At 68.3% G+C, this 25629-nt stretch carries 29 protein-coding genes; 10 read left to right on the forward strand and 19 right to left on the reverse strand.

The features are described from left to right. Window position 1: 1 nt before the first annotated feature. Genes FN976_RS27985 through FN976_RS27995 form a run of 3 tightly spaced genes read right to left on the reverse strand, consistent with a single transcriptional unit; the run spans window position 2 to window position 2098 of the window. Window positions 2-661 carry a MotA/TolQ/ExbB proton channel family protein gene (locus FN976_RS27985; RefSeq protein WP_145897256.1) on the reverse strand — a complete coding sequence of 220 codons (660 nt, stop codon included), beginning with the start codon at window positions 659-661 and terminating at the stop codon, window positions 2-4. Further along, window positions 658-1539, reverse strand: coding sequence for a 4-hydroxy-tetrahydrodipicolinate reductase (gene dapB, locus FN976_RS27990; protein ID WP_145897258.1), 882 nt, complete (start codon window positions 1537-1539; stop codon window positions 658-660). Before dapB ends, FN976_RS27985 begins: the two co-directional genes overlap by 4 nt. A gap of 7 nt (window positions 1540-1546) precedes the next feature. Beyond that, window positions 1547-2098 (reverse strand): outer membrane protein assembly factor BamE, encoded by a 552-nt coding sequence (locus tag FN976_RS27995; RefSeq protein WP_145897260.1) that lies wholly within the window; start codon window positions 2096-2098, stop codon window positions 1547-1549. 37 nt (window positions 2099-2135) lie between these two features. On the opposite strand from FN976_RS27995, the gene fur reads away from it, so the two are divergent. Beyond that, the gene (gene fur, locus FN976_RS28000) at window positions 2136-2555 is read left to right on the forward strand and encodes a ferric iron uptake transcriptional regulator (protein WP_145897262.1); all 420 of its coding nucleotides are present in this window, start codon (window positions 2136-2138) and stop codon (window positions 2553-2555) included. A gap of 74 nt (window positions 2556-2629) precedes the next feature. On the opposite strand, the gene hprK is transcribed toward fur, so the two are convergent. From hprK to FN976_RS28025, 6 genes are all read right to left on the reverse strand, one after another. Beyond that, a complete protein-coding gene (hprK, locus tag FN976_RS28005) occupies window positions 2630-3580 on the reverse strand; it encodes an HPr(Ser) kinase/phosphatase (protein ID WP_145897264.1) in 951 nt (316 codons plus the stop codon). 21 nt (window positions 3581-3601) lie between these two features. After that, window positions 3602-4069 carry a PTS sugar transporter subunit IIA gene (locus FN976_RS28010; protein ID WP_145897266.1) on the reverse strand — a complete coding sequence of 156 codons (468 nt, stop codon included), beginning with the start codon at window positions 4067-4069 and terminating at the stop codon, window positions 3602-3604. A gap of 132 nt (window positions 4070-4201) precedes the next feature. Then, window positions 4202-4531, reverse strand: a complete 330-nt coding sequence (gene hpf, locus FN976_RS28015; protein WP_145897268.1) for a ribosome hibernation-promoting factor, HPF/YfiA family — start codon at window positions 4529-4531, stop codon at window positions 4202-4204. A gap of 165 nt (window positions 4532-4696) precedes the next feature. Then, complete coding sequence (locus tag FN976_RS28020; protein WP_432417897.1) at window positions 4697-5926, reverse strand: MFS transporter; 1230 nt, start codon at window positions 5924-5926, stop codon at window positions 4697-4699. A gap of 129 nt (window positions 5927-6055) precedes the next feature. Then, window positions 6056-6223 carry a hypothetical protein gene (locus FN976_RS29075; RefSeq protein WP_186511258.1) on the reverse strand — a complete coding sequence of 56 codons (168 nt, stop codon included), beginning with the start codon at window positions 6221-6223 and terminating at the stop codon, window positions 6056-6058. A gap of 20 nt (window positions 6224-6243) precedes the next feature. Next, window positions 6244-6435, reverse strand: a complete 192-nt coding sequence (locus tag FN976_RS28025) for a hypothetical protein (RefSeq protein WP_145897270.1) — start codon at window positions 6433-6435, stop codon at window positions 6244-6246. Window positions 6436-6640: 205 nt separating this feature from the next. On the opposite strand from FN976_RS28025, the gene FN976_RS28030 reads away from it, so the two are divergent. The 4 genes from FN976_RS28030 to FN976_RS28045 all read left to right on the forward strand — a co-directional run bounded on the left by FN976_RS28030 (window position 6641) and on the right by FN976_RS28045 (window position 10985). Next, window positions 6641-7858, forward strand: a complete 1218-nt coding sequence (locus tag FN976_RS28030) for a patatin-like phospholipase family protein (RefSeq protein WP_145897272.1) — start codon at window positions 6641-6643, stop codon at window positions 7856-7858. Between the two features lie 36 nt (window positions 7859-7894). After that, window positions 7895-8881: a magnesium/cobalt transporter CorA gene (gene corA, locus FN976_RS28035; protein WP_145897274.1), complete on the forward strand. Its 987-nt coding sequence runs from the start codon at window positions 7895-7897 to the stop codon at window positions 8879-8881. Window positions 8882-9532: 651 nt separating this feature from the next. After that, complete coding sequence (locus FN976_RS28040; RefSeq protein ID WP_145897276.1) at window positions 9533-10108, forward strand: hypothetical protein; 576 nt, start codon at window positions 9533-9535, stop codon at window positions 10106-10108. Window positions 10109-10124: 16 nt separating this feature from the next. Next, window positions 10125-10985 (forward strand): hypothetical protein, encoded by an 861-nt coding sequence (locus tag FN976_RS28045; RefSeq protein WP_145897278.1) that lies wholly within the window; start codon window positions 10125-10127, stop codon window positions 10983-10985. A gap of 25 nt (window positions 10986-11010) precedes the next feature. Here FN976_RS28045 and FN976_RS28050 read toward each other — a convergent pair whose 3' ends face one another. Next, window positions 11011-13122 (reverse strand): TonB-dependent receptor, encoded by a 2112-nt coding sequence (locus FN976_RS28050; protein ID WP_222432899.1) that lies wholly within the window; start codon window positions 13120-13122, stop codon window positions 11011-11013. Between the two features lie 31 nt (window positions 13123-13153). Between FN976_RS28050 and FN976_RS28055 the strand changes: the two genes are divergently transcribed. Then, window positions 13154-13837 carry a PA4824 family protein gene (locus FN976_RS28055; RefSeq protein ID WP_145897282.1) on the forward strand — a complete coding sequence of 228 codons (684 nt, stop codon included), beginning with the start codon at window positions 13154-13156 and terminating at the stop codon, window positions 13835-13837. Between the two features lie 15 nt (window positions 13838-13852). Here FN976_RS28055 and FN976_RS28060 read toward each other — a convergent pair whose 3' ends face one another. Next, a complete protein-coding gene (locus FN976_RS28060) occupies window positions 13853-14551 on the reverse strand; it encodes a 5'-methylthioadenosine/adenosylhomocysteine nucleosidase (protein ID WP_145897284.1) in 699 nt (232 codons plus the stop codon). A 28-nt stretch (window positions 14552-14579) separates the two neighbouring features. Between FN976_RS28060 and FN976_RS28065 the strand changes: the two genes are divergently transcribed. Beyond that, on the forward strand, window positions 14580-15380 hold the full coding sequence (locus FN976_RS28065) for an SDR family NAD(P)-dependent oxidoreductase (protein WP_145897286.1): 801 nt from the start codon (window positions 14580-14582) through the stop codon (window positions 15378-15380). Window positions 15381-15390: 10 nt separating this feature from the next. Here the strand turns inward: FN976_RS28065 and FN976_RS28070 are convergent, their stop codons facing one another. The 3 genes from FN976_RS28070 to FN976_RS28080 all read right to left on the reverse strand — a co-directional run bounded on the left by FN976_RS28070 (window position 15391) and on the right by FN976_RS28080 (window position 20299). Continuing rightward, window positions 15391-17082 (reverse strand): long-chain-fatty-acid--CoA ligase, encoded by a 1692-nt coding sequence (locus FN976_RS28070; protein WP_145897288.1) that lies wholly within the window; start codon window positions 17080-17082, stop codon window positions 15391-15393. 119 nt (window positions 17083-17201) lie between these two features. Beyond that, complete coding sequence (gene pntB / locus FN976_RS28075) at window positions 17202-18617, reverse strand: Re/Si-specific NAD(P)(+) transhydrogenase subunit beta (RefSeq protein ID WP_145897290.1); 1416 nt, start codon at window positions 18615-18617, stop codon at window positions 17202-17204. 20 nt (window positions 18618-18637) lie between these two features. Further along, window positions 18638-20299, reverse strand: a complete 1662-nt coding sequence (locus tag FN976_RS28080; protein ID WP_145897292.1) for a Re/Si-specific NAD(P)(+) transhydrogenase subunit alpha — start codon at window positions 20297-20299, stop codon at window positions 18638-18640. Window positions 20300-20417: 118 nt separating this feature from the next. Between FN976_RS28080 and FN976_RS28085 the strand changes: the two genes are divergently transcribed. Continuing rightward, the gene (locus FN976_RS28085) at window positions 20418-21554 is read left to right on the forward strand and encodes a metallophosphoesterase (protein WP_145897294.1); all 1137 of its coding nucleotides are present in this window, start codon (window positions 20418-20420) and stop codon (window positions 21552-21554) included. 62 nt (window positions 21555-21616) lie between these two features. On the opposite strand, the gene FN976_RS28090 is transcribed toward FN976_RS28085, so the two are convergent. Further along, window positions 21617-22093, reverse strand: coding sequence for a pilin (locus FN976_RS28090; RefSeq protein ID WP_145897296.1), 477 nt, complete (start codon window positions 22091-22093; stop codon window positions 21617-21619). Window positions 22094-22341: 248 nt separating this feature from the next. On the opposite strand from FN976_RS28090, the gene FN976_RS28095 reads away from it, so the two are divergent. Continuing rightward, window positions 22342-23064 (forward strand): hypothetical protein, encoded by a 723-nt coding sequence (locus FN976_RS28095; RefSeq protein WP_145897298.1) that lies wholly within the window; start codon window positions 22342-22344, stop codon window positions 23062-23064. Window positions 23065-23076: 12 nt separating this feature from the next. Here FN976_RS28095 and FN976_RS28100 read toward each other — a convergent pair whose 3' ends face one another. From FN976_RS28100 to FN976_RS28110, 3 genes are read right to left on the reverse strand one after another with little or no spacing between them, the layout of a single operon-like run. Continuing rightward, complete coding sequence (locus FN976_RS28100) at window positions 23077-23502, reverse strand: ExbD/TolR family protein (RefSeq protein ID WP_145897300.1); 426 nt, start codon at window positions 23500-23502, stop codon at window positions 23077-23079. A gap of 10 nt (window positions 23503-23512) precedes the next feature. Continuing rightward, window positions 23513-23938: an ExbD/TolR family protein gene (locus tag FN976_RS28105; RefSeq protein ID WP_145897302.1), complete on the reverse strand. Its 426-nt coding sequence runs from the start codon at window positions 23936-23938 to the stop codon at window positions 23513-23515. Then, on the reverse strand, window positions 23938-24696 hold the full coding sequence (locus tag FN976_RS28110) for a MotA/TolQ/ExbB proton channel family protein (RefSeq protein WP_145897304.1): 759 nt from the start codon (window positions 24694-24696) through the stop codon (window positions 23938-23940). Before FN976_RS28110 ends, FN976_RS28105 begins: the two co-directional genes overlap by 1 nt. A 59-nt stretch (window positions 24697-24755) precedes the next feature. Here FN976_RS28110 and FN976_RS28115 point away from each other — a divergent pair, with 59 nt between their 5' ends. After that, complete coding sequence (locus tag FN976_RS28115) at window positions 24756-25238, forward strand: NUDIX hydrolase (protein ID WP_145897306.1); 483 nt, start codon at window positions 24756-24758, stop codon at window positions 25236-25238. Window positions 25239-25267: 29 nt separating this feature from the next. On the opposite strand, the gene FN976_RS28120 is transcribed toward FN976_RS28115, so the two are convergent. Then, on the reverse strand, window positions 25268-25629 hold a 362-nt coding region (locus FN976_RS28120), incomplete at its 5' end, for a hypothetical protein (RefSeq protein WP_186511261.1).

Below are 25629 nucleotides of genomic sequence, written 5' to 3' on the forward strand. Positions count from 1 at the left end.
GTCAGCTGCCGCCGGCGGGCGCCGTTCCGTGGGTCAGCAGCTCGCGCAGGTCGCGCGCGAAGCCCTCCAGGTCGGCCTCGATGCGGCCGATCAGCCGGCCGAAGATGTTGTAGCCCAGCACGGCGGGGATGGCCACGGCCAAGCCGGCGGCCGTCATGATGAGCGCCTCGCCCACCGGGCCCGACACCTTGTCGATGGTGATCTGGCCCGCGGTGGCGATGCCGGTGAGCGCGTGGTAGATGCCCCAGACGGTGCCCAGCAGGCCGACGAACGGGGCGGTCGAGCCCACGGTGGCCAGCAGCACCTGGCCGAACTGCAGCTTGTCCAGCACGCGGTGCAAGGCGTCGCGCAGGACGCGGGTGAGTTGCTGCGACTTGTCACCGGAAGCGGCCAGCGAGCCCGGCGCCTGCACCTGGGTGGCGGCGATCAGCGGCAGCACCAGGGCTTCACGGTCGAACGCGCCGACCTTCTGTGTCGCCTCTTGCAACGATGCGGATTGCCAGAAAGCCGCGGTGCTGCGGGCGACGTCGCCACTGGCCCGGTGCAGCAGGCGCGCTTTCCAGAGGATCACCACCCAGCTCGCGACCGACATCGCCAGCAGGAGGAGCGCCACGCCCTGGGTGACGAAGTCGCCCTGGCTCAGCAGCGCCCAGAGGCTCATGAGTTGCGCAGGTTCAGGACGTCGAACATGTCGTACAGCCCCGTCTTCTTGTCCGCCAGGAACCGCACCGCGCGCAGGGCGCCCTGCGCATAGGACGTGCGGTTGGATGACTTGTGCGTGATCTCGATGCGCTCGCCGGTGCCGGCGAACAGCACGGTGTGGTCGCCGACGATGTCGCCGCCGCGGATGGCCGAAAAACCGATGGTGGAGGGGTCGCGCTCGCCGGTGATGCCCTCGCGCGCGTAGACCGCGCATTGCTTCAGGTCGCGCCCGATGGCCGCGGCGATCACCTCGCCCATCTTCAGCGCCGTTCCCGAGGGCGCGTCCACCTTGTGCCGGTGGTGCGCCTCGATGATCTCGATGTCGTAGCCGGTGGCCAGCGCCTGGGCCGCCATTTCCAGCAGCTTCAGTGTGACGTTGACACCCACGCTCATGTTGGGCGCCATCACGATGGCCATGTCGCGCGCCAGGTCGGCGATCTGCGCTTTTTGCGCATCGCTCAAACCGGTGGTGCCGATCACGGCCTTCACCCCGAGTTCGCGGCAGGCCTTCAGGTGCGCCATCGTGCCGTCGGGCCGCGTGAAGTCGATCAGCACCTGCGCCCGGGCCAGGCCGGTGCGCAGATCGGCCGACACCGGCACCCCGCTCGCGTGGCCGAGAAAGGCCGCCGCGTCATTGCCGATGCTGGGGCTGGACGCGATGTCGAGCGCGCCGGCCAGCAGGCAGTCGTCGGCATGGCGGATGGCCTCGATCAGCATGTGCCCCATGCGGCCGGAGGCGCCGGCGACGGCGATCCGGTGCTGGGAGGCCGCGGCGGGAGGCGGCTGCGTCGCACCGGCCACCGCCACCTTCTTCAGGGTTTCCGGAGACTTGGCCATGGACGGCTCAACGCGCCGGCGGTTCGAGCGGTGGGTAACTGGCGGCCGGAGCGGTCGGCGGCGTCGCCGGCATGGGGGTGGATGCCGCCCCCGACTTGCCGCTGAACTCGCGCAGCTTGTCCTCGCTGGCTTCCATGGGCGGGATGGCGCCGGTCTTGCGCTTGTTGTCGAGCGTGGCGACGAATTCGGCTTCGCTGGGCATGGTGTCGCCCTGGGCGCGGTCCATGGCGTCGCCCTTGAAGAACACCGTCAGCTTGCGCTGCTGCGGCTCGACGCCCTGGCGCTTCAGGGTGAAGACGTAGTCCCAGCGGTCGGCATGGAACAGGCTGGTCACCAGCGGCGTGCCCAGGATGTCACGCACCTGCTGGCGCGACATGCCGGGCTTGAGGGCCTCGACCTGCTCGCGCGAGACGAAATTGCCCTGCACGATCTCGATCTTGTAAGGCGAGAACAGGCCGGTCACCCGCTCCTTCATGTTGAAGGAGCCGCAGCCGGCCAGGACCAGCGCCGCGGCGGCGGCCAGGGCGATTCGCGGCGTGCGATCAGGCGGGAAATGCATGGGGAAGGGCTGGCGATATGATCGGCGCATTGTAGCCATGACCAATCTGGACGAACTCAAGAGCACGGGCCTGAAGGCGACGCTGCCGCGGATGAAAATCCTCGATGTGTTCCACCGCGGGACGCAGCGCCACATGACGGCCGAAGATGTCTTCCGCGTGCTGCTGGAGGAGCGCTCCGACATCGGCCTGGCCACCGTCTACCGGGTTCTCACCCAGTTCGAGCAGGCCGGCATCCTGTCGCGCAGCCATTTCGACAGCGGCAAGGCCGTCTACGAACTCAACGAAGGCACCCACCACGACCACCTGGTCTGCACCTCGTGCGGGCGCGTCGAGGAGTTCTACGACGCCGAGATCGAGAAGCGCCAGCAGATCGTCTCCAAGGCCAAGGGCTGGATCCTGCAGGACCATGCGATGTCGCTGTACGGACTCTGCGCGAACTGCGCATCGAAACGCTAGCCGGTGTTGCGGGGGTGGGGGGGGGGGGGGGGGCGCGCCCCCCCCCCCCCCCCACCCCAGCAACAACGCGTTCTCTACCCGCCTTGCTCCATCGCCCGGCGGTGCCGCTCGACGAATTCCTGGTAAGTGTCGACGCCTCGCAGTTGCAGGATGGTGTTGCGCACCGCCGCCTCGACCAGCACGGCGATGTTGCGGCCGGCCACGACCGGGATCACCGCCTTGCGCACCGGCACGCCCAGCACGTCCTGGGTGAGCGGCTCGTAGGGCAGGCGTTCGTATTCGCGCTCCATCGTCTCGCGGCGCACCAGGTGCACGATCAGGCGCAGCCGCATCTTCCGGCGCACCGCCGTCTCGCCGAAGATGGCGCGGATGTCCAGCAGGCCGATGCCGCGCACCTCCAGGAGGTTCTGCAGCAGCTCGGGGCAGCGGCCTTCGATGGTGGTCTGGTTGACGCGATAGAGGTCCACCGCGTCGTCGGCCACCAGTCCGTTGCCGCGGGTGATGAGTTCCAGCCCCAGCTCGCTCTTGCCCAGCCCGGATTCACCCGTGATCAGCACGCCCAGGCCCAGGATGTCCATGAACACGCCATGCATCGACGTGCGTTCGGCGAAATGCTTGGACAGGTAGGCGCGCAGCACGTCGATCACGAAGGCCGAGGGCTCCTGCGTGGCGAACATGGGGATCTGCGCCCGCTCGCACATCGACAGCAGCGCGTCCGGCGCGACCTGGCTGTCGGTGAGCACCAGCACCGGTGGCTCCAGCGTGACGATGCGGGAGATGCGGCGCGCGCAGTCCTCGGCCGTGGCGTTGGAAAGGTAAGCCACCTCGCGCACCCCCAGGATCTGCACGCGGTACGGGTGGATGTAGTTCAGGTAGCCGACCAGGTCGGCGCCGGAGCGCGCCGCCCGCACCGCCACCTCGTCGAAGCGGCGTTCGGAGGCGCCCAGCCCGGCGACCCATTCCCACTTGAGCTGCGCCCGGTGGTCTTCGAACAGGACGTCGGCGCTGACGACGGTGGGTTTCAAGCCTGGGCGCCGGGGCTGTGCTCAGGCGGGTTGAGCCGACTGCCAGCTGGCGATCAGCTGGTGCAGGTCGGCGGCGGTCGGGCTCGCTTTGATCTTGTCGCGCAGGGGCGCATCGCTCAGCAGCTCGGCGATCTCGGACAGGATCTCCAGGTGCTTCTGAGTCGCCGCCTCGGGCACCAGCAGGAAGATCAGGAGGTTCACCGCCTGTTCGTCGGGCGCGTCGAAGCCGATGGGGTGCGCGAGTTGGAACAGCGCAGCCATCGGCGCCTTCAGGCCCTTGATGCGGCCGTGCGGAATGGCGACGCCATGGCCCAGGCCGGTCGAACCCAGCCTTTCGCGCGCGAACAGGCTGTCGGTGATCAGGGCGCGGGAGAGGCCGTGGAGGTTCTCGAACAGCAGGCCGGCCTCTTCGAATGCGCGCTTCTTGCTGGTGGCATCGACGCCCACCAGGACCTGGGTGGACGGCAAAATGGACGCGAGGCGATTCATGGCGGTGGCTGGGGGCGATTATGCACCTGGGACGGTGCACTGCAACAAAACGTGCCTCCCGCGCCACAGGAGGACAACGGGCATGAAAAAGGCCCCGGATGGGGCCTCTGTCTGGTGCCTTTTACCCGTGCTTCACATGAGGCGTTTGGGGGAAGCGCAGTGGTGGTCCTGCAGGCGGGTCTTGTGCCGGCCGACCTGGCGGTCCAGCTTGTCGACGAGTTCGTCGAGCGCGGCGTACAGGTCCTCGTGGGAACTCTCGGCGAACATGTCGTTCCCCTTCACGTGGATCTTGCATTCGGCGCGCTGCCTTCGTTCCTTCTCCTTTTGCTTTTCGACGGTCAACAGGACCTTGATGTCGACGACCTGGTCAAAGTGGCGGGTGATTCGATCGAGCTTGGTGGTCACGTAGTTGCGCAGAGCCGGGGTAACTTCGAGATGGTGACCGCTGATCGTCAGGTTCATGGAGCCTCCTGTTGCACTCGGGTGGGAAGTGGGCGCCAGGATGACGCCCGGAGAAGGAAAAACCGTGTCGTCGATCCACTATGCCCCCGCCCCCCCTGAAAAGCAATCGAATTCCGCTCATGCGATGCAGCAAATTGAAAGCACCGCGCAAGTGCTTGATGTGGCTCAGCTTTTTGCCGGCGCGGCGGTGGCACCATGGAGGGTGAGGCGAGGCGCCAGCCAGACGGCCGCGCAGCTCGCCAAAGCGCCGACCAGCGCGGCTTGCCAATAGTTGCGCACCAGTCCCTGCGGGTCGCGGCTGATCAACTGGCCGCCCACGAAGGCCGCGATGCCCATGCCCGCAGCCTGCACGGACGCGTTGAGCGTCATGAAGGTGCCGCGCAGCCGCGGCTCGGCCGCCGAGGTGATGATCGCCATGCCGGGGATCATCCGGCCGCTCATGAACATGAACATCAGCGTGGTGACCACCAGGATCGCCGCCAGCGGCAGCCCGCCGACCAGCGTCACGCCCACCATGGGAACGACGGCCCCCAGCGCCAGCCAGCGGAAGGTGCGCACCTTGCCCAGGCGGTCCGTCGCGCGGCCGAACCAGCGCGCGCTGAAGAGCGTCACGACGCCCCCGCACAGGTAGATGTAGGGGATGTCTTCCGCCCGCAGGCCGGCGTTGGCGGTCATGTAGAGGGTGATGTAGGGCACCACGGTGAACCCGGCCGACATCATGAGCGCGGTGAGTGCGAAGGCCTTCTGGTGGTTGCGGTCCGCCAGCACCTGCGACAGGCCGCTCCAGGTGGAAGGCCGCACCCCTTGCAGGTGGTGGTCGAGCCGCGGCATGGTCAGGGCCGCCATCACGACCAGCACGCCGCTCAGCGCGGCGATCCCGAAGAACGGCGCATGCCAGCTGAAATGCGCCGCCAGGAACAGGCCGAGAGGCACGCCGGCGACGGTGGAAACCGAGAACGAGGTCATCACCACGCTCATGGCGCGGCCGCGGCGTTCGAACGGGATCGTGTCGGCCACGATGGTCTGGCACAGCGCGGACAGCACGCCGCCGAACAGGCCGGCGGCCACCCGTGCCGCCATCAGCAGCACATAGCTGGGCGCCAGTCCGCAGGCCAGCGTGGCCACCCCGAACAGCACGTAGAGCGTGAGCAGCAGCTTCTTGCGGCCGAAGCGGTCGACGTAGGTCGAGGCGAGCAGCCCCGAGGCCCCGGCGGCGAGCGTGTACGCACTCACCAGCAAGCCGAACTGGGCGTCGCTGATGCCGAACAGGGCCCGGAACTGGGGCCCCAGCGGCATCATGATCATGAAGTCGAGGATGTGGGTGAACTGGATGCCGGCCAGGGTCATCAGCAGCCACAGTTCACGGCGCGGTGTCAGCGTGGGAGCGGGAGTCAAGCGGGCATTGCAACAGAAAAAGCAAAACGCCGGCCGGTGTGGGGCCGCGCAGGCCCACGGGCCTGGACGCCGCCCCAAATAAAAAGCGGCCCCGCAGGGCCGCTTTCCGGGCGCGACGGCGCCAGGGCGTCAGCGCAGGCGCCAGGCAGCCGCGGCGTCGAGCCGGTTCCAGCCGCCAGCCCGGGGGTGGGCCTGCGCGCCGGGGCGCTCGAGGTTGGCGTGCTCCACGCGCTCGGCCTGCGGCTTGTCGCGGGGCGTGTCGTTGTAGCGGTTGGTGGACTTGGGTTCTTTGTACATGGTCGGCTCCTGTTCGGTGCTCAGCTGCCGTGGCTGCTGGGGGTGCGCTTGGCGGGCTGCGCGGTGGCGGGGCGGTCGGCCTGGCGGCTGATGAAGGGCCACGCGTGGCCGGTGCGGCCCTTGCGGGCCAGCGGGCTGTCCGTCTTGGCTTCGGCCGCGGCGGGCCGCCAGTTCAGGCGGCTGGCGTTCGGGTCGGTCGCTAGCTGGATCATCTCGGCTCCTTCAAGGCTTGCTCTCCCGGGGGCCTCGCCTCCGGTCCAGTCAATGTAGGGGGCGCTTCTCGGCCGTTCTGTCGGACGTTCTGGCCCAGCCATGTAGGACTTGTCCTGCGAACCCCACAGCCGAGCTCGATCGGGCCGGGAGCGGGCAGTTGCTAGTTGCCACCGGCCCGGCAAGCTCTACCATGGGCAGGCCTTCATGAGCCTCGGAACCATCATCCACGCCGGCCTCACCCGCCCGGACCGCCTCGTCCATGCGCTGGTCCTCATGGGCGGCGGGGCCCGCACGGCCTACCAGGTCGGCGTATTGCAGGCGGTCGGCGCCATGCTGAAGATCCAGCCCGACCGGCCCGGCCGCTTCCCTTTCCAGGTGCTGGTGGGCACGTCGGCCGGCGCGCTCAACGTGGCTTACCTGGCCAGCACCGCGGCCGCCGGCCTGGGTTCCTTCGAACTGCTGAGCCAGTTCTGGAGCCGGATCGACTCGGACCACGTCTACCGCATGGAGGGCGTGCCGAGCTGGGTGCGCTTCAGCCGGCTGCTGGCCGCCGTCAAGCTGTGGGGGCAGGCGCGCAAGCAGGGCGCGATCCTGGACAACATGCCGTTGGTGGACACGCTGCACCACGCGATCTCGCTGGGCGGCATCGAAGAAGCCTTCCAGGCCGGCGCCATCGACGCCGTGGCGGTCACCGCGTCCAGCTACAGCACGGGCGTCCACTGGACCTTCTGCCACACCGGCAACGACCGCAAGCACGAGGCCTGGCAGCGCCCTGGCCGGCGCGCCGAATTCCAGCCGCTGACCATCGAACACCTGGTGGCCTCCAGCGCCATTCCCTTCCTGTTTCCCGCGACCCCGCTGTGGGTGGACGGCCGGCGCGAGTATTTCGGCGACGGCTCCATGCGCCAGGTGTCGCCGCTGTCGCCCGCGGTGCACCTGGGAGCGCACAAGGTCCTGGTGGTCGGTGTCGGGCAGCCGCAGCGTTCCGGCATGGGCGGCGACGACACGGCCACCAGCGCCGGCGTCGGCGCGCGCGCGCCGACCATGGGTGGCATCGCCGGCCATGCCATGGCCAGCGTGTTCCACGACACGCTGCAGGCCGACGTGGAACAGACCCAGCGCATCGCCCGCACGTTGCAGCAGCTGCCGCGTGAAGTGGCCGCCGTGATGCCGTATCGCGCGATCGAGGTGCTGGCGATCCAGCCCACGCAGTCGCTCGACGCCGTGGCCGCCAAGCACATCCACCTGCTGCCCACCACCTTGCGGCGGGCCCTCGGCGGCCTGGGCGCGCTGCGGGGCGGCGGCGGCTCGCTGGCCAGCTACCTGCTGTTCGAGCAGCAGTTCGTGCAGGCCCTGGTGAAGCTGGGCGAGCAGGACGCGTATGCGCGCAAGGACGAATTGATGGCGTTCTTCTCCAGCTGAAGTCATGGCCGGGCGGCATAATCGCGCCCGACTGCCATGCTGAACATCTTCACCCTCGCCAACGGCCGCCTCTTCCAGGAGGAAATCGAGTCGCTGGAGGAGCTGTCGCGGTTCCAGCCGATCTGGGTGGACCTGGAGTCGCCGACGCCGGAAGAGAAGCGCTGGGTCAAGCAGTACTACGGCCTCTCCATTCCCGAAGACGCGATGGACGAGGACATCGAGGAGTCGGCGCGTTTCTACGAGGAAGACAACGGCGACCTGCACATCCGCAGCGACTTCCTGATCGCCGGCGACGACGAGCCGCGCACCGTGCGCGTGGCCTTCATCCTGAACCTGGTGAACCAGACGCTGAAGAGCCACGGCGTGCTGTTCTCCATCCACGACGAGGACGTCCCCGTGTTCCGCCTGCTCCGCTTGCGCGCGCGCCGGGCGCCCGGGCTGATCGAGGATGCGAAGGAGGTCCTGCTGAAGCTGTTCGACGCCGACGCGGAGTATTCCGCCGACACGCTGGAAGGCATCTACGACGAGCTGGAGAAGGTCAGCAAGCAGGTGCTGTCCGGCGAGGTGACGGACACGCTGGCGGGCGAGGTGCTGGCCGACATCGCACGGCAGGAAGACCTGAACGGCCGCATCCGCCGCAACGTGATGGACACGCGGCGGGCGGTGAGTTTCATGATGCGCAGCCGCATGCTGAACGCCGACCAATTCGAGGAGGCGCGGGGCATCCTGCGCGACATCGAATCGCTCGACAACCACACGGCCTTCCTGTTCGACAAGATCAACTTCCTGATGGACGCCACCGTCGGCTTCATCAACATCAACCAGAACAAGATCATCAAGATCTTCTCGGTGGCCAGCGTCGCGCTGCTGCCGCCCACGCTGATCGCCAGCATCTACGGCATGAATTTCAAGTTCATGCCGGAGCTCGACTGGGCGTCCGGCTATCCGTTCGCGCTGGGGCTGATGGTGGCCTCGGCGCTGGTTCCGATGTGGTACTTCCGCAAGCGCGGCTGGCTGCGCTAGCCGCCGCGTCGACGTGCCGCAGCTCTCGCACGCAGGCGACCTGTTCGTGCGGGCCTTCTCGGGCTGATCTTCGGCCTGCTGGGCGCGCTGCTGGTGACGGGCATCGCAGGGAGCGCGACGCTCACGGGGAGCCTGGAGTTTGCCGTCGATCGCTACTACGGATCCGCCTGGATCGGCGCTGGGATGCTCGAGGCACGCCTGCCGGCTCGTTCGGGCGAGATCTGGCTGGATGCCGTCGCGCCGGTGCATCTCGCAGCCGGCACGACCCGGCTGTTGGAGTTTCACTTGCGGGGGACCTGCCGGCCGAACTCCCGGCCGGCGAGTCGGTCTGGACGCTGCGCCTGGACCGCCGGCGCAATCGCCTGGTGGTCCACGACGTCCTGCTGCCGCAGGCGATCTTCGTTCCCGAAGACCCGCGCTAGAATCAGCCCAAAGTATGCATTTTCAGGAATGGCTTGATGGCGGGGACCGTTGAAATCTTCGGCCGGACGCGGCTGGTGGCGGGCAGCGTTGCGCTGACGACGGCGCGTGCCAAGCGGCAGCACCACTGCCCTTCAACCCCTTCGCGATTCTCGGCTTCCTGGCGCTGTATGCCGCCGGGTTCGTGGGCCTGGTCATCGCACTGGTCGTCTCCATGAGAAAGCCAAAGACGTGGTGTCGCTGACTCTCCTGTTGATCGTTGCCATTCCCGTTTTCCTCATCCTGCTCAGCAAGGGCGGCACACGGCAGCAGAGAATCCGCTGGGCCTCGGCCAGCGTTGCCGGCGTCATTGCGTTCGTCTTGCTGATTGGCCTGGCGGTGAACCTGCTGGTCCGCAGCGAGAAGCCCTCGGCGTCGTTCAACCTGTCGGAGTGGGTGCTCGTGGCCGGCATCGTCGGTACGATCGCGATTCCCCCGGCGGTCTACTGGCGGTTCACGCTCCGCTTTCCTGCCCCCAAGCGCGCTCGGACACGCACCGCCAGCACGCCGCGGCCCTCCGGCAGCGCGACCGCGCCAGGCGGCGAGCTGCCATCCATCGCTGGCGCGGTCGGGTCGGTTGTCGTGCGATTGCTGGTCGGGGGAATCGTCTTCGTTGTCGTCTTCGCGCTTGCGCTGCTCTCAGCCCTGCTTTCCGGTGGCGCCGAGACGTTCTTGACGCTCGTCTGGATCGTGATCTTCGCGGCGCCGGTTTGGGCTCTGGTCCCGCTGGTGCGCGCCCTGTACCTCCACCACCAGGCGCGGCGTTGACACTATGGCCCCCGTGATGAAGCTCGCCCTGGCCATCGCTGTGGCCGCCTCGATGACCTCTGCCGCGCACGCGATCGGAGGGGGTTGCGGCGACTGGCTCGAAAGGCCGATGGGCAAGGCAGCCACGTCGGGCACGCCGGCGGACGTTCAGCGCGAGATCACCACATGGCTGGACGCGAAAGCCAAGGAGGTGAGCTTGCTTCAGTCGCTCAAACACTTTGCCTCCGGCCTCGCGAAGCAGCGCTGGCGGGAGAGGTGGCTGCAGGGCCTGATGTTCAGCGGCTTGAGCAGCGAGGATGAAGTGTGCGCGCCCGGTCCGCTGCTGCCGGCCGCCATCCGCGCCGGCAACCTGGAAGTGGTGCGCTTCCTGACCGGCTCGCCCTTGGGGGTGAAGCCCGATATTCCGCCGTATGTCCTCTTCAACGCCTGCGACTTCATCTACTCGCCCGCGTCAGGGGAACTGGCCCGCCGCCGCGCCGCCGTCGCGTTGCTGCTGGATTCGCGCAAGGTGAACCTCAACGCGACGTACCGCGATCGGCCGATCCTGCACATGTGCAAGGCGCCGGAACTCGTGAGCCTGTATGTCGAGCGCGGCGCCGACACCCGGTACGAAGAGGGCGAGGGCGTGTACCGCAAGAACTTGCTGGAAATTGCCGTTGGCGAGGCGATGCGCTTCAGCGAAGACACCACGACCGATACGGTCCAGGGCGTGGAGCGCGCCAGAATTTTCGCCAGCGTTCTTGCACCCACCATCACCGGCCGCACGCAAGAGCACGTTCGCGAGGCCTGCAACCGCTCCCCGCCGTGGAACCCCAAGACCTGCCGCGCGTTGTCGACCTTCATCCAGGCGCCCGCAGGCACCTTCGGCCCGCATTAGGGAAAGGGCTGGAACGGATGGTTGGTTAGAAGCTCACCTTCACGCCCACGCGCACCGTGCGCGGCATCGAGGGGTGCAGGTGCACCGACGCCGGTGTCACGCCGTCCGCGAACGCGGGCTCGCCGGGCAGCCGCGATGCATAGGCGTACTGCACGTCGCTGGCCCGCCGGTCGAACAGGTTGAAGACATCCAGCGACAGTTCCACCGCGCGGCTGAAGCGGTAGGAAACGCGCGTGTTGACCAGCGTGCTGGCCTCGCCGCGGATCGAGTTGTCCTCGATCAGGGGATGCGCGCCGAAGTGGCGCACGCGCGCCCCCACCGTCCAGGGACCGGACACGTAAGTGATTCCCAGCGTCGCCACCCGTTCCATCGCGCCGGGAATGCGGTCGCCCGCCGGATCGCTGTCGCCGAAACGCGCGCGCGTCAGCGACAGGTCCGCGTCGACTTCCCAGGCCGGCGCGGGTCGCCAGTTCGCCGTCAGTTCGATCCCCCGGCGCCGGGACGGCCGGGACGCTTCCGTCGTGCCGGCGTCGCCCACGAACAGCAGCTCGGAATCCAGGTCGAGCGCCCACAGCGCCGCCGTCGTGGTGAGCGTCGTGCCCCACTTCTGGCGCGCGCCGATCTCGTAGCCCGTGGCGGGCGCGAGCGGCGTGGCGCGCTCGACCGGCGTCACGCCGTCGCGCGGATCCACGCGGATGACGGTGCCGCGCGCGTCGTTGCTGTGGAAGCCGCGGCCCCAGTTCGCATAAAGGTCCAGCCGGTCCGACGGGCTGTAGATCAGCGAAGCCTTTGGGCTGGCGCGCGACGCCCGGGTCGAGCCGCTGTTCGCGGCGACGGAGCTCGTGACGTCGATGTCCCGCTGGTCCCAGCGCAGGCCCGCGATCGCCTGCCACTGCGGCGTGAGCTGCAACTCGGCCTGGCCCCAGAGGCCCAGGGCCGTGAGCTGGACTTCGTCGCTGCGGACGGTGGAGGTGCGCGCGCGCTGGAAGGTGTCGTAGAGGCCGACCTCACCGACGTTGTCGCGCCTCAGGTCGGCACCGAAGCTCAGCTGGCCATCCAGCCCGCCCAGCTTCAGCGGCCGGCTCTGGCGCGCGCCCAGCCCGAAGACGTTGCGGCGGTCCACCTGCTCGAACTGGTCCAGTGCAACGTTGCCGTTGCATGCGGCCGGCAGCGGGTCGGCGTCGCAGCCCCGGGTGTAGTAACTGAAGTTGGAGAACAGGTCGAAGCTGTAGCGCAGCGCGTAGGCGGAAACGGCTGTCTGCACACCGCCCTCCGAGCGTGTCCATTCCCCATTGATTCCCGTGCGCCGGGTCCGGCCGCCGGCGGTGGGGTCGAGCGTGTCGAAGCGGCCGATGGTCCCGTTGTCGATCGCGCGCTTGGGTACCTGGTCGGTGGAGATCCACGAAGCCTCGTAGTGGGTGGCGCCCAGCACCAGGCCGTTGTCGGGCGTGCCCAGCGAGTACTTGGCGGTGAGGTTGGTCTTGCGCAGGTCCTGCGACACGGTCCAGGGGCCGTCGTCGCCGCCGCGTTCGGCGGCGAACAGCAGATCGCCCCCGCCGGCCACGACGGAGCCGGCCGCCAGGATGCGCCGGTAGCCGAAGCGGCCGATCTCCAGCAGGCCGAACGGCTGCTCGAGCTTGCGCAGCGTGCGGATGCGGACGCTGCCCGCGGTGGCGAAATCGCCTTCCTGCGCGTAGTAGGGGCCTTTGCGGTACTGCACCGAATCGACCAGTTCGGGGATCAGGAAGTACAGGTCGGTGTAGCCCTGGCCATGGCCGTGCGTCGGGAAGTTGATGGGAACGCCATCGACGAAAGTCGCCAGGTCCGTACCGTGGTCCAGGTTGAAGCCGCGCATGAAGTACTGGTTGGCCTTGCCTTCGCCCGCATGCTGCGTGGCAACCAGTCCTGGGACCGCCTCCATGATGTCGCCCGCGCGCAGGACGGGACGGGTGCGCAATTGCTTCGAGGTGACGACGCCTTCGCTGGCGCTGGTGGCGCTGCCTTGCAGGTCCTCCCGCGTGCTCTGGATGGTGACCGGCTTCAACTCCCCTGATGTCTGGGCCGATGCGGGTTGCAGCGGGACGACAAGGCCAAGGGACAGGGTGACGCTGAACGCACCAAAGCGACGGACAATCAAGGGAGCTCCCTCAGGCGAAGAAAGAAAATCGATGTTTGCCACGATCTTACGTGCCGGCTCAGCAGTCGGATTCAGCTTCGTCATCGGTTGCAGTCCTGTTTTTGCCGCCGGCGGCCACCACGCGGTGGACGACGCCGCCATCCTGGAGCCGGGCCAATGCGAGCTGGAGGGCTGGTTCACGCGCGCGCGCGGCGGTGAGCGCGTGTTCCATGCCGGCGCCGGCTGCCGGGTCGGCCCGCTGGAGCTCGGCGTCGCCGGCGAACACGCGCGCCCGCGCGGCGCCGGTTCCGAGTCGGCATGGGGGCTGCAGGCCAAGTGGGCGCAGGAAGTCGCCAAAGGCTTCAGTGTCGGCCTCGCGCTCTCACCCGTCTGGGCCGCGCATGCGCGGCCGCGCTACCAGGGCGCCACGTTGGCCGGCCTGGCCACCTGGGTGGCGCACGAGAACGTGGCGCTGCACCTGAACGCGGGGCGCGACTTCGTGCACCGGGGCGATGACGAGAACCGCTACGGTGTGTCCGCGGAGTGGACCGGCATCTCCGGCTGGTCGCTGGTGGCGGAGCGCTACAAGGAGTCGCAGACGCACTTCGCTCGCGTGGGGGCGCGCTGGCTGGCGGGCGAAAACTGGAGCGTCGACCTGAGCCGCGCGCACCGTCTCACCGGCCCCGGCGTGTCGAACTGGACGCTGGGCGCCACCTGGCTGCTGGAGCGCAAGTAGCGCGCCGCCTGCGCCTCAGCCGCGCAGAAAAGCCTCGACGATGGCGGCCGAATGGCGGCTCGCCACTTCTTCGATGAAGCGCAGGAAGTCCCCATGGGCTTCGTCGTCGGCCCGGTCGGAGACAGTGCGCACGGCCGCGAACGCCACGCCGTAGTCGTGGCACACCTGGGCAAAGGCCGCGCCCTCCATCTCCACCGCCAGCGCATCGGGCAAGGCGGCCTGCAAAACGCGGCTCTCGGCCGCGCTCGCCACGAAACGGTCGCCACTGGCGACCAGGCCGCGATGCAGCGTGGCCCCTGGCAGTGCCCGGCGGGCCGCCTCGGCCAGCTTGTCGCTGAGCGTCGCGGAGGTCGGGAAGCGGCTCATGCCGTAGAGCGGCACCTCGTAACGCGGAAAGATCGGCGAGGCATCGAGATCATGCTGGACGAAGCTGTCGGCCACCACCACGTCGCCGACCTTCACCCCAGGCGCCAGGCCGCCAGCGACGCCGGTGAACAGCACGCGCTCGACCTGAAAGCGCTCGATGAGCACCGTCGCGGTCGTCGCAGCAGCCACCTTGCCGATGCGCGACAGGACCGCCACGACCTCCTGGCCATGCAGGTGGCCGGCATAGAAGTCGCGGCCGGCAACGGTCTGCATCGTCTCGTCGGGCATGAGGGCCAGCACGGCGGACAGCTCCTCGTGCATGGCGGAGACGATGGCGATGGGGGACATGGGCGGATTGTGCCGCGACAATGAACGCATGAACGCAAGCACCCACGCTCCTGTCGCAGTCGTCACCGGCGCCGCGCGCGGCATCGGACTGGCCATTGCCCGCTGGTTTCTCGCGCACGGCCATCGCGTGGCCCTGATCGACGTCGATGCGCCCCGCCTCGACGCGGCGGCCGGTCTGCTCGCAACCGACCACAGTGAACGCGTGCTCGCGTTGCATTGCGACGTATCGCTGCCGGCCCAGGTGCAAGACGCGGCGGAAAAAGTCCGCGAGCGCTTCGGCCGGACCGATGCGCTGGTCAACAACGCGGGTGTTGCGATCTTCGAGCCCATCAGCGGCACGAGCTTCGAAGACTGGCGACGGGTGATGGCCACCAACCTGGACGGGCCGTTCCTCTGCGCCCAGGCTTTCCTGCCGCTGCTGCGCGCCAGCGGCGCCGGCAGCATCGTGAACATCGCGTCCATCTCCGGCCTGCGGGCCAGCACCCTGCGCGTGGCCTACGGGACGAGCAAGGCGGCGTTGATCCACCTGACGAAGCAGCAGGCGGTCGAGCTGGCGAGCTTCGGTATCCGCAGCAATGCCATCGCGCCCGGCCCCGTGGAGACCGCGATGGCGAAGCAGGTGCACACGGCGGAGATCCGCGCCGACTATCACGCGTCCGTGCCGCTGGCGCGTTACGGGCTGGAGGAGGAGATCGCGGCTGCCGTGGGCTTCCTGGCGGGCAGCGCCGCCAGCTACATCACCGGGCAGGTGCTGGCCGTGGATGGCGGCTTCGATGCGGCGGGCGTCGGCTTGCCGACGTTCCGCGCGCAGTTCGCGGGGCCGGCGTAGCCGGCCGTTGTCACTTCTTGTCCCGCAACTCGCGCCGCAGGATCTTGCCGACCGGCGTCTTCGGCAGGTCGGTGCGGAACTCGATCACCTTCGGCTGCTTGTAACCCGTGAGATTGGCCTTGCAGTACTCGCGGATCTTCTCTTCGGTCAGGCCCTGGTCTTTCTTGACGACCACCAGCTTCACCGCTTCACCGGTCTTCTCGTCGGCCACGCCGACCACGGCGCACTCCATCACGCCTTCGAGCTTGGCGACGACGTCCTCGACTTCGTTCGGGTAGACGTTGAAGCCGGAGACCAGCACCATGTCCTTCTTGCGGTCGACGATCTTGTAGAAGCCCTTCTCGTCGACCGTGCCGATGTCGCCGGTCTTGAAGAAGCCGTCCGGCGTCATGACCTTGGCGGTCTCGTCGGGGCGCTGCCAGTAGCCGGCCATCACCTGCGGGCCCTTGATGGCGATCTCGCCCGGCGTGCCCATGGGCACTTCGTTGCCGTCGTCGTCGAGCAGCTTGAAGTAGGTGTTGGGCAAGGGCACGCCGATGGTGCCGGTGAACTCGGTGCTGGTGGTCGGGTTGCAGCTGGCCGACGGCGACGTCTCCGACAGGCCGTAGCCCTCGCAGATCGCGCAGCCTGTCTTGTCGAGCCACAGCTTGGCCACGGCGCCCTGCACCGCCATGCCGCCGCCCAGGGAAACCTTGAGGTTCTTCCAATTGACCGTGTTGAAGTCGGGGTGGTTCGCCAGGCCGTTGAACAGCGTGTTGACCGCCGGGAAGCTGTGGAAGGTTTCCTTCGACAGGGTCTTCAGGACGGCCGGCAGGTCGCGCGGGTTGGGGATGAGGATCAGCTTGCCGCCCACCCGCATCGACAGCATCATGCCGACCGTGAACGCGAAGATGTGATACAGCGGCAGCGCGCAAACGCTGGTGGGCTGCTCGTTGGCCGGCACCTTGTCCATCACCGGCTGGTTGAAAGCCTCCGACTGCAGCAGGTTGGCGATGATGTTGCGGTGCAGGAGCACGGCGCCCTTCGAGACGCCGGTGGTGCCGCCGGTGTACTGCAGCACCGCGACGTCGTCGGACTTGATCTCGGGCTTCTTCAGCGTGCCGCGGGTGCCCTTCGCGATCGCGTCGTTGAACTTCACGGCGCCCGGCAGGTTGTACGCGGGCACCATCTTCTTCACGTTGCGCACGACGTAGTTGACGATGCCGCCCTTCACCATGCCCAGCAGGTCGCCCATGGCGGCCAGCACCACGTGCTTGACCGGCGTGTTGGCGATGCACTGCTGCAAAGTGTTGGCGAAGTTCTCGATGATGACGATGGCCTTCGACCCCGAGTCCTTCAGCTGGTGCTCGAGCTCGCGCGGCGTGTACAGCGGGTTCACGTTGACGATCACGAAGCCGGCCCGCAGGATGGCGGCGACGGCCACCGGATACTGCGGGCAGTTGGGCATCATGATGGCGACGCGGTCGCCCTTGGCCAGGCCCAGGCCCTGCAGGTAGGCGGCCAGCGCGCGGCTGAGCGAATCGGTCTGGCCGTAACTGACTTCCTTGCCCATGAAAGAGTAGGCCGGGCGCGCGGCGTACTTCTGGAAGCTTTCCTCCATCAACTGCACCAGCGAGGCGTACTGGCCGGGGTCGATGTCGGCGGGAACGCCAGGGGAATAGGACTTGAGCCAGGGGCGGTCGGCGTTGAGTACGGCGTTCATCTTGTGTTCTCCATCCAATGGTCGGGCTGCCGGATTGTCGGCCGGGTCCCCCCTCGGGTTTCCCCCGGTTTTCCCTATGGGATTCCAGAGTGGCGGCTCTAGGCCGCCTCGACGGCGGCTCAGGCCTTCAGCGCCGCCTGCACTTCGTCGAGCATTTTCTTGGCGTCGCCGAACAGCATCCGGTTGTTCTCCTTGTAGAACAGCGGGTTGTCGACGCCGGCATAGCCGGAGGCCATGCTGCGCTTCATGACGATGGAGGTCTTCGCCTTCCAGACTTCCAGCACCGGCATGCCCGCGATAGGGCTCGTGGGGTCGTCCTGCGCCGCCGGGTTCACGATGTCGTTGGCACCGATCACCATGGTGACGTCGGTCGCCGGGAAGTCGTCGTTGATCTCGTCCATCTCCATCACGATGTCGTACGGCACCTTGGCCTCGGCCAGCAGCACGTTCATGTGCCCGGGCATGCGGCCAGCCACCGGGTGGATGCCGAAGCGCACGTTGACGCCCTTCTCGCGCAGGAACTTCGTGATCTCGTAGACCGTGTGCTGGGCCTGCGCCACCGCCATGCCGTAGCCCGGCACGATGATGACGCTCTTGGCTTCGCGCAGCAGCTCGGCGGTTTCCACCGCACTGATCGGCGACACCTCGCCCGCCGGCTGGGCCGCGCCACCCGCCGCCGCGGGCGCGCCGCCACCGGTGCCGAAACCGCCGGCGATCACGCTGATGAAGTTGCGGTTCATGGCGCGGCACATGATGTACGAGAGGATCGCGCCCGAGGAGCCGACCAGCGCGCCGACCACGATCAGCAGGTCGTTGCTGAGCATGAAGCCCGTGGCCGCCGCCGCCCAGCCCGAATAGCTGTTGAGCATCGACACCACCACCGGCATGTCGGCGCCACCGATCGCCATCACCATGTGCACGCCGAACAGCAGCGCGATCACCGTCATGATGATGAGCGGCATCATGCCGGCGTCGATGCTCGGTGCCTTCACGAAGACGATCCCGAACCAGAGCACGACCAGCAGGCCGGCCAGGTTCATCAGGTGGCGGCCGGGCAGCAGCAGCGGCTTGCCGCCGATGCGGCCCGACAGCTTGCCGAAGGCGATGATGGAACCGGAGAACGTGACGGCGCCGATCAGGATGCCGAGGTAGATCTCGACTTCGTGGATCGCCTTCTCGGCGGGCGTCGCGAACACGGTGGACGTGTCGACGTAGCTCGCGAAGCCGACCAGGCAGGCGGCGAGGCCCACCAGGCTGTGCATCAGCGCGACGAGTTCCGGCATCTGCGTCATCTGCACCTTCTTGGCGGCGATGAGGCCGATGGCCCCGCCAACGACGAGCGCGCCGACGATCCACGGGATGCCGGCGGCCGTGACGCGCGGGCCGAGGATGGTGGCCAGCACGGCAATGGCCATGCCGATCATGCCGAACAGGTTGCCGCGCCGCGCCGTTTCGGGGTTCGCGAGGCCGCCCAGGCTGAGGATGAAGAGGATGGTGGCGCCGATGTAGGAGACGGTGGCCAGGCTGTCGGTCATGTTCCGGATATCCCGAGTTCTTATTTGCGGAACATGGCCAGCATGCGCCGCGTCACCGCGAAGCCGCCGAACATGTTGACGGCCGTGAGCGCGAGCGCGACGACGGCCATGCCGAGGATGAGTCCGGAGGGCCGGCCGGTGGCGGCCGCGCCGGTCAGCGGCGGCGCGACCTGGATCAGCGCGCCGATGGCGATGATCGAAGAGATCGCGTTGGTGACACTCATCAGCGGGGTGTGGAGCGAAGGCGTGACGTTCCACACGACCATGTAGCCGATGAAGCAGGCCAGCACGAACACCGTGAAGTGCGACAGGAAGCTCGCCGGCGCGAACAGGCCGACCAACGCGAACAGCAGCGCGCCGACGCCGAACACGATCGCCAGCGATTGCGCGGACATCGGCTCGCTGGGGGCGCCGTGGCCGTGGCCCTTCGCCTTTGGCGCGGCCACCGCCGCTGCCGGCTTGGCAGGCGCCGCGGCCATCTTGATGGGCGGCGCCGGCCAGGTGATGGCCCCGTCCTTGATGACGGTCAGGCCCCGGATCGCGTCGTCGTCCATGTTGACGTGGATGACGCCGTCCTTGGTCTTGCAGAGCTCCTCGGCCAGGCGCAGCAGGTTGTTCGAGTACAGGGTCGAGGACTGCTTGGCCAGCCGGCTCACGAGGTCGGTGTAGCCGATGATGGTGACGCCGTGCTTCACCACGGCCTGGCCGGGCTCGGTGAGTTCGCAATTGCCGCCCTGCTCGCCGGCCATGTCGACGATCACGCTGCCCGGCTTCATGCTCTGCACCATCTCGGCGGTGATCAGCTTCGGCGCGGGCTTGCCCGGGATCAGCGCCGTGGTGATGATGATGTCCGATTCCTTGGCCTGCTTCGCGTACATCTCGCGCTGTGCCTGCTGGAAGCCCTCGCTCATGACCTTGGCGTAGCCGCCGCCGCCCGAGCCCTCTTCCTCGTAGTCCACCTTGACGAATTCACCGCCCAGCGAAACCACCTGGTCGGCGACTTCGGCGCGCGTGTCGTTGGCGCGAACGATCGCGCCCAGGTTGGCGGCCGTGCCGATCGCGGCCAGCCCGGCCACGCCGGCGCCGGCGACGAACACCTTGGCCGGCGGGATCTTGCCGGCGGCGGTGATCTGGCCGTTGAAGAAGCGGCCGAACGCGTTGGCGGCCTCGATCACGGCCCGGTAGCCGCTGACGCCCGCCATCGAAGTCAGGGCGTCCATCTTCTGCGCACGCGACAACTGGCGCGGCAGGGCGTCGATGGCGAGCACGGTCACCTTGCGGGCAGCCAGCTGCTGCATCAGCTCGGGGTTCTGCGCGGGCCAGACGAAGCCGATGAGCGTGGCACCCTCCCGCAGCAGGCCCACTTCTTCGGGGCTGGGCGGACGCACCTTGAAGACGATGTCGGAGGTGGACCAGAGCGCCGCGGCGGTCGGGACGATCTCGGCGCCCGCACTGCGGTAGGTCTCGTCCGAGAAGTTGGCGGCGTCGCCGGCGCCGCTCTCGACGGCCACCGAGAAGCCCAGCTTGACGAGCTTTTCCACCACGTCGGGCACGGTGGCGACGCGCTTCTCGAGCGCCACGGTCTCTTTCGGGACGCCGATGCGCAAGGGCTTCTTCGTCTCGGGGTTGGGGGCAACAGGGGGTTCGCCCGCCGTCGTTTCGGCGGGAACGCCAGTCTGCATGGACGCTTCTCCTCGCGGGGGTGGCCGCTCTTGTATTAGCTGAACCTAAGCTTACATGAAAGACTGCCACGCGCCGCCGCCGGCGGGACCGCGCATCTGGCTTTAGTCTGCCCTCTCCATGCTCTTCGCCGTCTTCGTCTCGCTGGGCCTGCACTTCTACATCGGCTCACGCCTGGGGCCGGCGCTGCCTCCCACGGCCGGCCTCGCCCTGGCGCTGTTGCTGGCGGCTTCGGCCATCCTCATGCCCCTGGGCTTGATGGCGCGGCGGGTGCGCAGCCGCGCGCTGGCCGACCGGCTGACATGGGCGGGCATGTTGTGCATGGGCCTCTTTTCCTCGCTGCTGGTGCTCACGCTGCTGCGCGACGCGCTGCTGCTGATGGCCTGGGTGGTCGACGGCTGGTTCACCGGGCTGCCCTGGGCCCAGTGGCGGCAGGTTTCCGCCCAAGCGGTGCCGCTGCTGGCCCTGGCCGCCACCGCCATCGGACTTCTCAATGCCCGGCGCACGGCGCGGGTGGTCCATGTGGACGTCCCACTGCCGCAGCTGACGCCCGCGCTGGCGGGCTTGCGGATCGTGCAGATCAGCGACATCCACGTGGGCCCGACGATCAAGGCCCGCTATCTCGCGGCCATCGTCGACGCCGTCAACCGGCTGGAGCCCGACATCGTGGCCATCACCGGCGACCTGGTGGACGGATCGGTGGCCGAACTGGCGGCCCATGTCGCCCCGCTCGCGCGCTTGCGGGCCCGGCACGGCAGCTTCTTCGTGACCGGCAACCACGAGTACTACTCGGGGGTGGAAGGCTGGGTGGCGGAGCTGCGGCGGCTGGGCGTGCGGGTCCTGCACAACGAGCATGTGGTGCTCGAGCATGACGGGGCGCGGTTGGTGCTGGCGGGCGTGACGGACTTCAGCGGCGGCCATTTCGATGCGCGCCACGCCAGTGATCCGGTGGCGGCGGCACGCGGCGCCCCTGCCGGGCTGACGAAAGTCTTGCTGGCCCATCAACCTCGCAGCGCGCCGGCGGCCGCGCGGGCCGGCTTCGACCTGCAGCTCTCGGGCCACACCCACGGCGGCCAGTTCCTGCCCTGGTCTTTCTTCGTCCGGCTGCAGCAGCCGTTCACGGCCGGGCTGCATGCGCTGGACGGCTTGCTGGTCTATGTCAGCCGGGGCACCGGCTACTGGGGGCCGCCAAAGCGGCTGGGGGCGCCTTCGGAGATCACGCAGCTCCGGTTGGCCGCAAAACCGGCGGCCCCATGAAAAAGGCCCGCATGAGCGGGCCTTTGCTGGTCATGGGAGGCCCGCTTGCGCAGGCGCTCTCATCAACCGCCGCGGCAGGAACCGGGCAGGAACTTGGCGGGCATCGTGCCCGGGCCGCAGATCCACTTGTAGACGGGGGAGCCCATGTGGTTGGCGGTCGTCGGGTTCTTGACGACGGAGGCGTCGTGGTACGGGGTCAGCGTGACGGTCATGTCGTCGATGGCGCTGTCGTTGAAGCCGGTGGCCGTCACGGTGATGGTGCCGACGCCGTCGGTGTTCACGCTCTTGACGTACTTGCTGGCCTGGGTGGTCTGCTCGCAGCCCCAGCCGCCGGCGGCGATGGAGGTGACGGAAGCCGACTGGTACACCTCGGTGATGGTCGTGCGGCAGGCCGACGCGGCCAGCACCACTTCCGACATCTTGGCGCGCTTGGTGTAGTCCTGGTAAGCAGGCAGGGCCACGGCGGCCAAAATGCCGATGATCGCCACGACGATCATCAATTCGATCAGGGTGAAACCCTTTTGCAGCTGTCGCTTCATGAAACTCTCCGGTGTGTGTATGTGCATGGAATAGCGATGGGGTGACGCAAGGGCTGTGCCACGAAGGTTTTAGGTACTTGTGCCTGCGTTCCGGACACCTGGGAGCCCGGACATGACGTTTGTGCGCCCTCACTAACGACAAATATGTCTCCAGGTTACTAAACGCGCGACCTGTCCGCCTGGAGCCTACAGGCCGGCGGCGTCCCGTCCCACATGGCTGAGCCAGCCGGGCGGCGAACACTGGCCGCATGGCACGAGCAGCTTTCCTCCCCTCCTCCCTTTCCGGACCCGCGGCTTCCAACGTGAACTACCTCGGTGCGGCCCGCTGCCGGCGCCGCTTCGAACTGTTCTACCCGGACGGTTTCGAGGACGAGACCTACCTGGTGGCCGAACGTTCCGGCAAGGAACGCGCCCGTCTCGAGTGGGAGGCCGAGCTGGCCGCCCCCCAATACCGCAAGCTGCTGGCCCGCGGCGAATTCCGCCAGATCGCGGACATCGCGGTGCGCATCGAGTCGCGCACCAGCATGCTGTTCTCGTTCGAGAAGATGGCCCTGCGCGACGCCTTGAAGACGCCGGCGGGCGCCCGGCTGTTCGCGACCGAGCTCTACGCCTTCCTCTATGGCCATGGCTCGCCGCAGCGGCGCTTCGGCGACTGGATCGAGGCCCTGGCCGATCTGCCGCAACGCCGCAGCCCGGTGCTGACCTGGCCGGTGGCCACCGTGTTCGGCTTCATCGCGCGGCCGGACCGCCACATCTTCTTCAAGCCCCGCGTGACCCGCAAGGCGGCCCAGGCCTATGGCTACGACCTGGCCTACCAGAGCCGGCCCGCGTGGGCGGGCTACCAGAGCCTGTTGACCTTCGCGGCGGTGATCCGGCGTGACCTGGCGCGCAAGCCCGGTTTCAAGGCGAAGGACATGATCGACCTGCAGTCCTTCCTGTGGGTGCTGGGTGCGCCGGAATACGACGCCTGAACGCGCGCGCCCCTAGCGGAATTGCTCAGAACCGACCAGGCCGATCTTCACGAGACCAGCGCGCTGGGCGCTGGACAACGCCTGCGCCACCGCCTCGTACTTGGCCCGGGCATGCGGGCGCACGTGGATTTCGGGCACCTCGGCCTGGCCCGCGGCATCACGCAGCTTCGCCTCCAGCGCGGCCCGGTCCGCCAGCACCTCGTCGTTCCAGACGAATTGCGGGCCGGGATTCACATCGAGCCGCACCACTTGGGGCGGCGTCAACGGGGGCGGCGCGTTGCGGCCCGGCATCTCGAGGTTGACCGCGTGCAGCTGGATCGGGATGGTGATGATGAGCATGACCAGCAGCACCAGCAGCACGTCGACCAGGGGCGTGGTGTTGATGTCCACCATCGGCTCCGGGTCCGGCTCGACGCCGGCGCGAATGTTCAGGCCCATGCGCTTGCTTTCATCGCCCCGGCGGCTCGGTGAGGAAGCCGACGTTGGCGATCCCGGCCTGCTGCGCCGCCAGCACCACCTGGCCCACCGACTGGTAGTCGGCCCGCACGTCGCCGCGGATGTGCACCTCGGGCTGGGGACGCATCACCGCAATGCGGCCCAGCAGCTCGCCCAGCGCCTGCGCGTCGGGCAGGCGCGTTTCGAACCAGTAGATGCCTCCCTGCGCATCCACGGTGATGATCACGTTCTCGGCGTTCGCGTCCTGCGAGCGGTTCGGCTCGCGCGGCAGGGTGACCGCGATGGAGCTGTTCACCACCGGAATGGTGATGAGGAAGATGATCAGCAGCACCAGCATCACGTCGACCAGTGGCGTCGTGTTGATCTCGGCGATCAGGGCGTCGTCGCCCTGCTGCGCATCGCGGTAGCGGATCGCCATCAGGCCGACCGGGTGCCCGCGGCGAGCAGCACGGTGTGCAGATCCGAACCGAAAGCCCGCACGGCGTCCATGTTGACCTTGTTGCGGCGGACCAGCCAGTTGTAGCCCAGCACGGCCGGCACCGCCACGGCCAGGCCGATCGCCGTCATGATCAGCGCCTCGCCGACCGGCCCGGCCACCTTGTCGATGGAGGCTTGCCCGGTGGCGCCGATGCGCACCAGCGCGTTGTAGATGCCCCAGACCGTGCCGAACAGACCGACGAAGGGCGCGGTCGACCCGACCGTGGCCAGCACGGCCAGCCCCTCCTGCGTGCGGCTGTGCACCGTGCCCACCGCGCGCTCGATGCTCTGGCCCATCCACGTGTGGAGATCGACCTGGCCGATCAGGCCGTCGTGCTTGCGCCCCGCCTCCAGGGCCGACTCGGCAATGAAGCGGAACGGGCTGTCCTTCTGCAATGTGTCGGCGCCCTGGCGGACGGTGTCGGCTTTCCAGAAGCTGGCACTGGCCGCCCGGCCCTGGCCACCCATGCGCGACTGCGCGATCAGCTTGGTGATGAGCACGTACCAGCTTGCCACCGACATCAGCACCAGGATCAGCAGCGTGACGCGCGCCACCCAGTCGCCCTGGCTCCACAGCGCGCCCAGTCCGTAGGGGTTGGCCGCGGCCGCCGGGGCCTGGATGGGCGGCAGGCCGGCGGTCTGCGCGACAGCCGCGCCAGCGGCCAGGAGCAAGGGAAACGCGAGGAGGAGTCGTTGCATGGATGCGGAAGATGCGTCTTGCGGACGCCCATTCTGGCAAAGGTTCAAGATAATGCCGCATGAATCAACGATGGCGGCCCAGTGTCACGGTCGCGGCGATCATCGAGCGGGACGGCCGCTTCCTGCTGGTGGAGGAGGAGACCTCGGGCGGCCTGCGCCTGAACAACCCCGCCGGCCACCTGGACCCGGGCGAATCGCCGGCCGAAGGCTGCGCGCGCGAGGCGCTGGAGGAAACCGCGTGGCACTTCCGCCCCACGCACCTGGTCGGCGTCTATCTCTCCCGCTTCATCAAGAAGTCCGACGGCGAGGACGTCACCTACCTGCGGTTCGCCTTCTGCGGTGAACTGGGGGCGCACGCGCCGGAACGGCCCCTCGACGAAGGCATCGTGCGCACCGTCTGGATGACGGCCGACGAGCTGCGCGCCAGTGCCGACCGGCACCGCAGCCCGCTGCTGCTGCGCTGCCTGGAGGACTACCTGGCCGGCGTGCGCCTGCCCTTGTCGTCCATCTACTGCGACCCGAGCGTCTACGAGGTAGGTTGAGGCCCGCCTGAACGGACGCGGTGGCGCGCTCAGCGAGCGCATTTGTCCGTGAGTGCCCGGCCGATGACGCTGGGCGCGTTCAGCAATCCGCCCACGGTGGGCGTGCCGCTGCCGGTGCTGCCGTGCAGGCAGTCGTCGCGGCCGGCCCCCTCCATCCCTTCCGCCAGCGGATCCTTGGGCTTGCCGCGCCGCAGCTGCTCGTTCGCCATGTCCGCCAGGCTGCGGCGGCGGTCGCGGAACGGCCCCGGCACCGTGATGCTGGGCGGCGCGGGCAGGATCAGCGGGGCGGGCGGCAAGGCCGGAGCCGGCCGGGCAGCCGCTGGCGGCGCCACGCCGGGCGCGCCCCAGCCAGGTGCCGCGGGGGCCGGCGCCCCGGGCGCTGCGGTGCCCG

It is taken from the genome of Caenimonas sedimenti, from assembly GCF_007833165.1.
GTDB classification, from domain to species: Bacteria; Pseudomonadota; Gammaproteobacteria; order Burkholderiales; family Burkholderiaceae_C; genus Ramlibacter; species Ramlibacter sedimenti.

What these genes read in the sequence shown, in the direction of transcription:
- fur (WP_145897262.1), top strand. Translation starts at nt 2,136, where the DNA reads ATGACCAATCTGGACGAACTCAAGAGCACGGGCCTGAAGGCGACGCTG.
- FN976_RS28045 (WP_145897278.1), top strand. Translation starts at nt 10,125, where the DNA reads ATGAAGCTCGCCCTGGCCATCGCTGTGGCCGCCTCGATGACCTCTGCC.
- FN976_RS28095 (WP_145897298.1), top strand. Translation starts at nt 22,342, where the DNA reads ATGGCACGAGCAGCTTTCCTCCCCTCCTCCCTTTCCGGACCCGCGGCT.
- FN976_RS28065 (WP_145897286.1), top strand. Translation starts at nt 14,580, where the DNA reads ATGAACGCAAGCACCCACGCTCCTGTCGCAGTCGTCACCGGCGCCGCG.
- corA (WP_145897274.1), top strand. Translation starts at nt 7,895, where the DNA reads ATGCTGAACATCTTCACCCTCGCCAACGGCCGCCTCTTCCAGGAGGAA.
- FN976_RS28025 (WP_145897270.1), bottom strand. Translation starts at nt 6,435, where the DNA reads ATGATCCAGCTAGCGACCGACCCGAACGCCAGCCGCCTGAACTGGCGG.
- FN976_RS27995 (WP_145897260.1), bottom strand. Translation starts at nt 2,098, where the DNA reads ATGCATTTCCCGCCTGATCGCACGCCGCGAATCGCCCTGGCCGCCGCC.
- pntB (WP_145897290.1), bottom strand. Translation starts at nt 18,617, where the DNA reads ATGACCGACAGCCTGGCCACCGTCTCCTACATCGGCGCCACCATCCTC.
- FN976_RS28010 (WP_145897266.1), bottom strand. Translation starts at nt 4,069, where the DNA reads ATGAATCGCCTCGCGTCCATTTTGCCGTCCACCCAGGTCCTGGTGGGC.
- FN976_RS28100 (WP_145897300.1), bottom strand. Translation starts at nt 23,502, where the DNA reads ATGGGCCTGAACATTCGCGCCGGCGTCGAGCCGGACCCGGAGCCGATG.
- hpf (WP_145897268.1), bottom strand. Translation starts at nt 4,531, where the DNA reads ATGAACCTGACGATCAGCGGTCACCATCTCGAAGTTACCCCGGCTCTG.
- FN976_RS27985 (WP_145897256.1), bottom strand. Translation starts at nt 661, where the DNA reads ATGAGCCTCTGGGCGCTGCTGAGCCAGGGCGACTTCGTCACCCAGGGC.
- FN976_RS28115 (WP_145897306.1), top strand. Translation starts at nt 24,756, where the DNA reads ATGAATCAACGATGGCGGCCCAGTGTCACGGTCGCGGCGATCATCGAG.
- FN976_RS28105 (WP_145897302.1), bottom strand. Translation starts at nt 23,938, where the DNA reads ATGGCGATCCGCTACCGCGATGCGCAGCAGGGCGACGACGCCCTGATC.
- dapB (WP_145897258.1), bottom strand. Translation starts at nt 1,539, where the DNA reads ATGGCCAAGTCTCCGGAAACCCTGAAGAAGGTGGCGGTGGCCGGTGCG.
- FN976_RS28030 (WP_145897272.1), top strand. Translation starts at nt 6,641, where the DNA reads ATGAGCCTCGGAACCATCATCCACGCCGGCCTCACCCGCCCGGACCGC.
- FN976_RS28080 (WP_145897292.1), bottom strand. Translation starts at nt 20,299, where the DNA reads ATGCAGACTGGCGTTCCCGCCGAAACGACGGCGGGCGAACCCCCTGTT.
- FN976_RS28085 (WP_145897294.1), top strand. Translation starts at nt 20,418, where the DNA reads ATGCTCTTCGCCGTCTTCGTCTCGCTGGGCCTGCACTTCTACATCGGC.
- FN976_RS28070 (WP_145897288.1), bottom strand. Translation starts at nt 17,082, where the DNA reads ATGAACGCCGTACTCAACGCCGACCGCCCCTGGCTCAAGTCCTATTCC.
- FN976_RS28060 (WP_145897284.1), bottom strand. Translation starts at nt 14,551, where the DNA reads ATGTCCCCCATCGCCATCGTCTCCGCCATGCACGAGGAGCTGTCCGCC.
- FN976_RS29075 (WP_186511258.1), bottom strand. Translation starts at nt 6,223, where the DNA reads ATGTACAAAGAACCCAAGTCCACCAACCGCTACAACGACACGCCCCGC.
- FN976_RS28055 (WP_145897282.1), top strand. Translation starts at nt 13,154, where the DNA reads ATGTTTGCCACGATCTTACGTGCCGGCTCAGCAGTCGGATTCAGCTTC.
- FN976_RS28110 (WP_145897304.1), bottom strand. Translation starts at nt 24,696, where the DNA reads ATGCAACGACTCCTCCTCGCGTTTCCCTTGCTCCTGGCCGCTGGCGCG.
- FN976_RS28090 (WP_145897296.1), bottom strand. Translation starts at nt 22,093, where the DNA reads ATGAAGCGACAGCTGCAAAAGGGTTTCACCCTGATCGAATTGATGATC.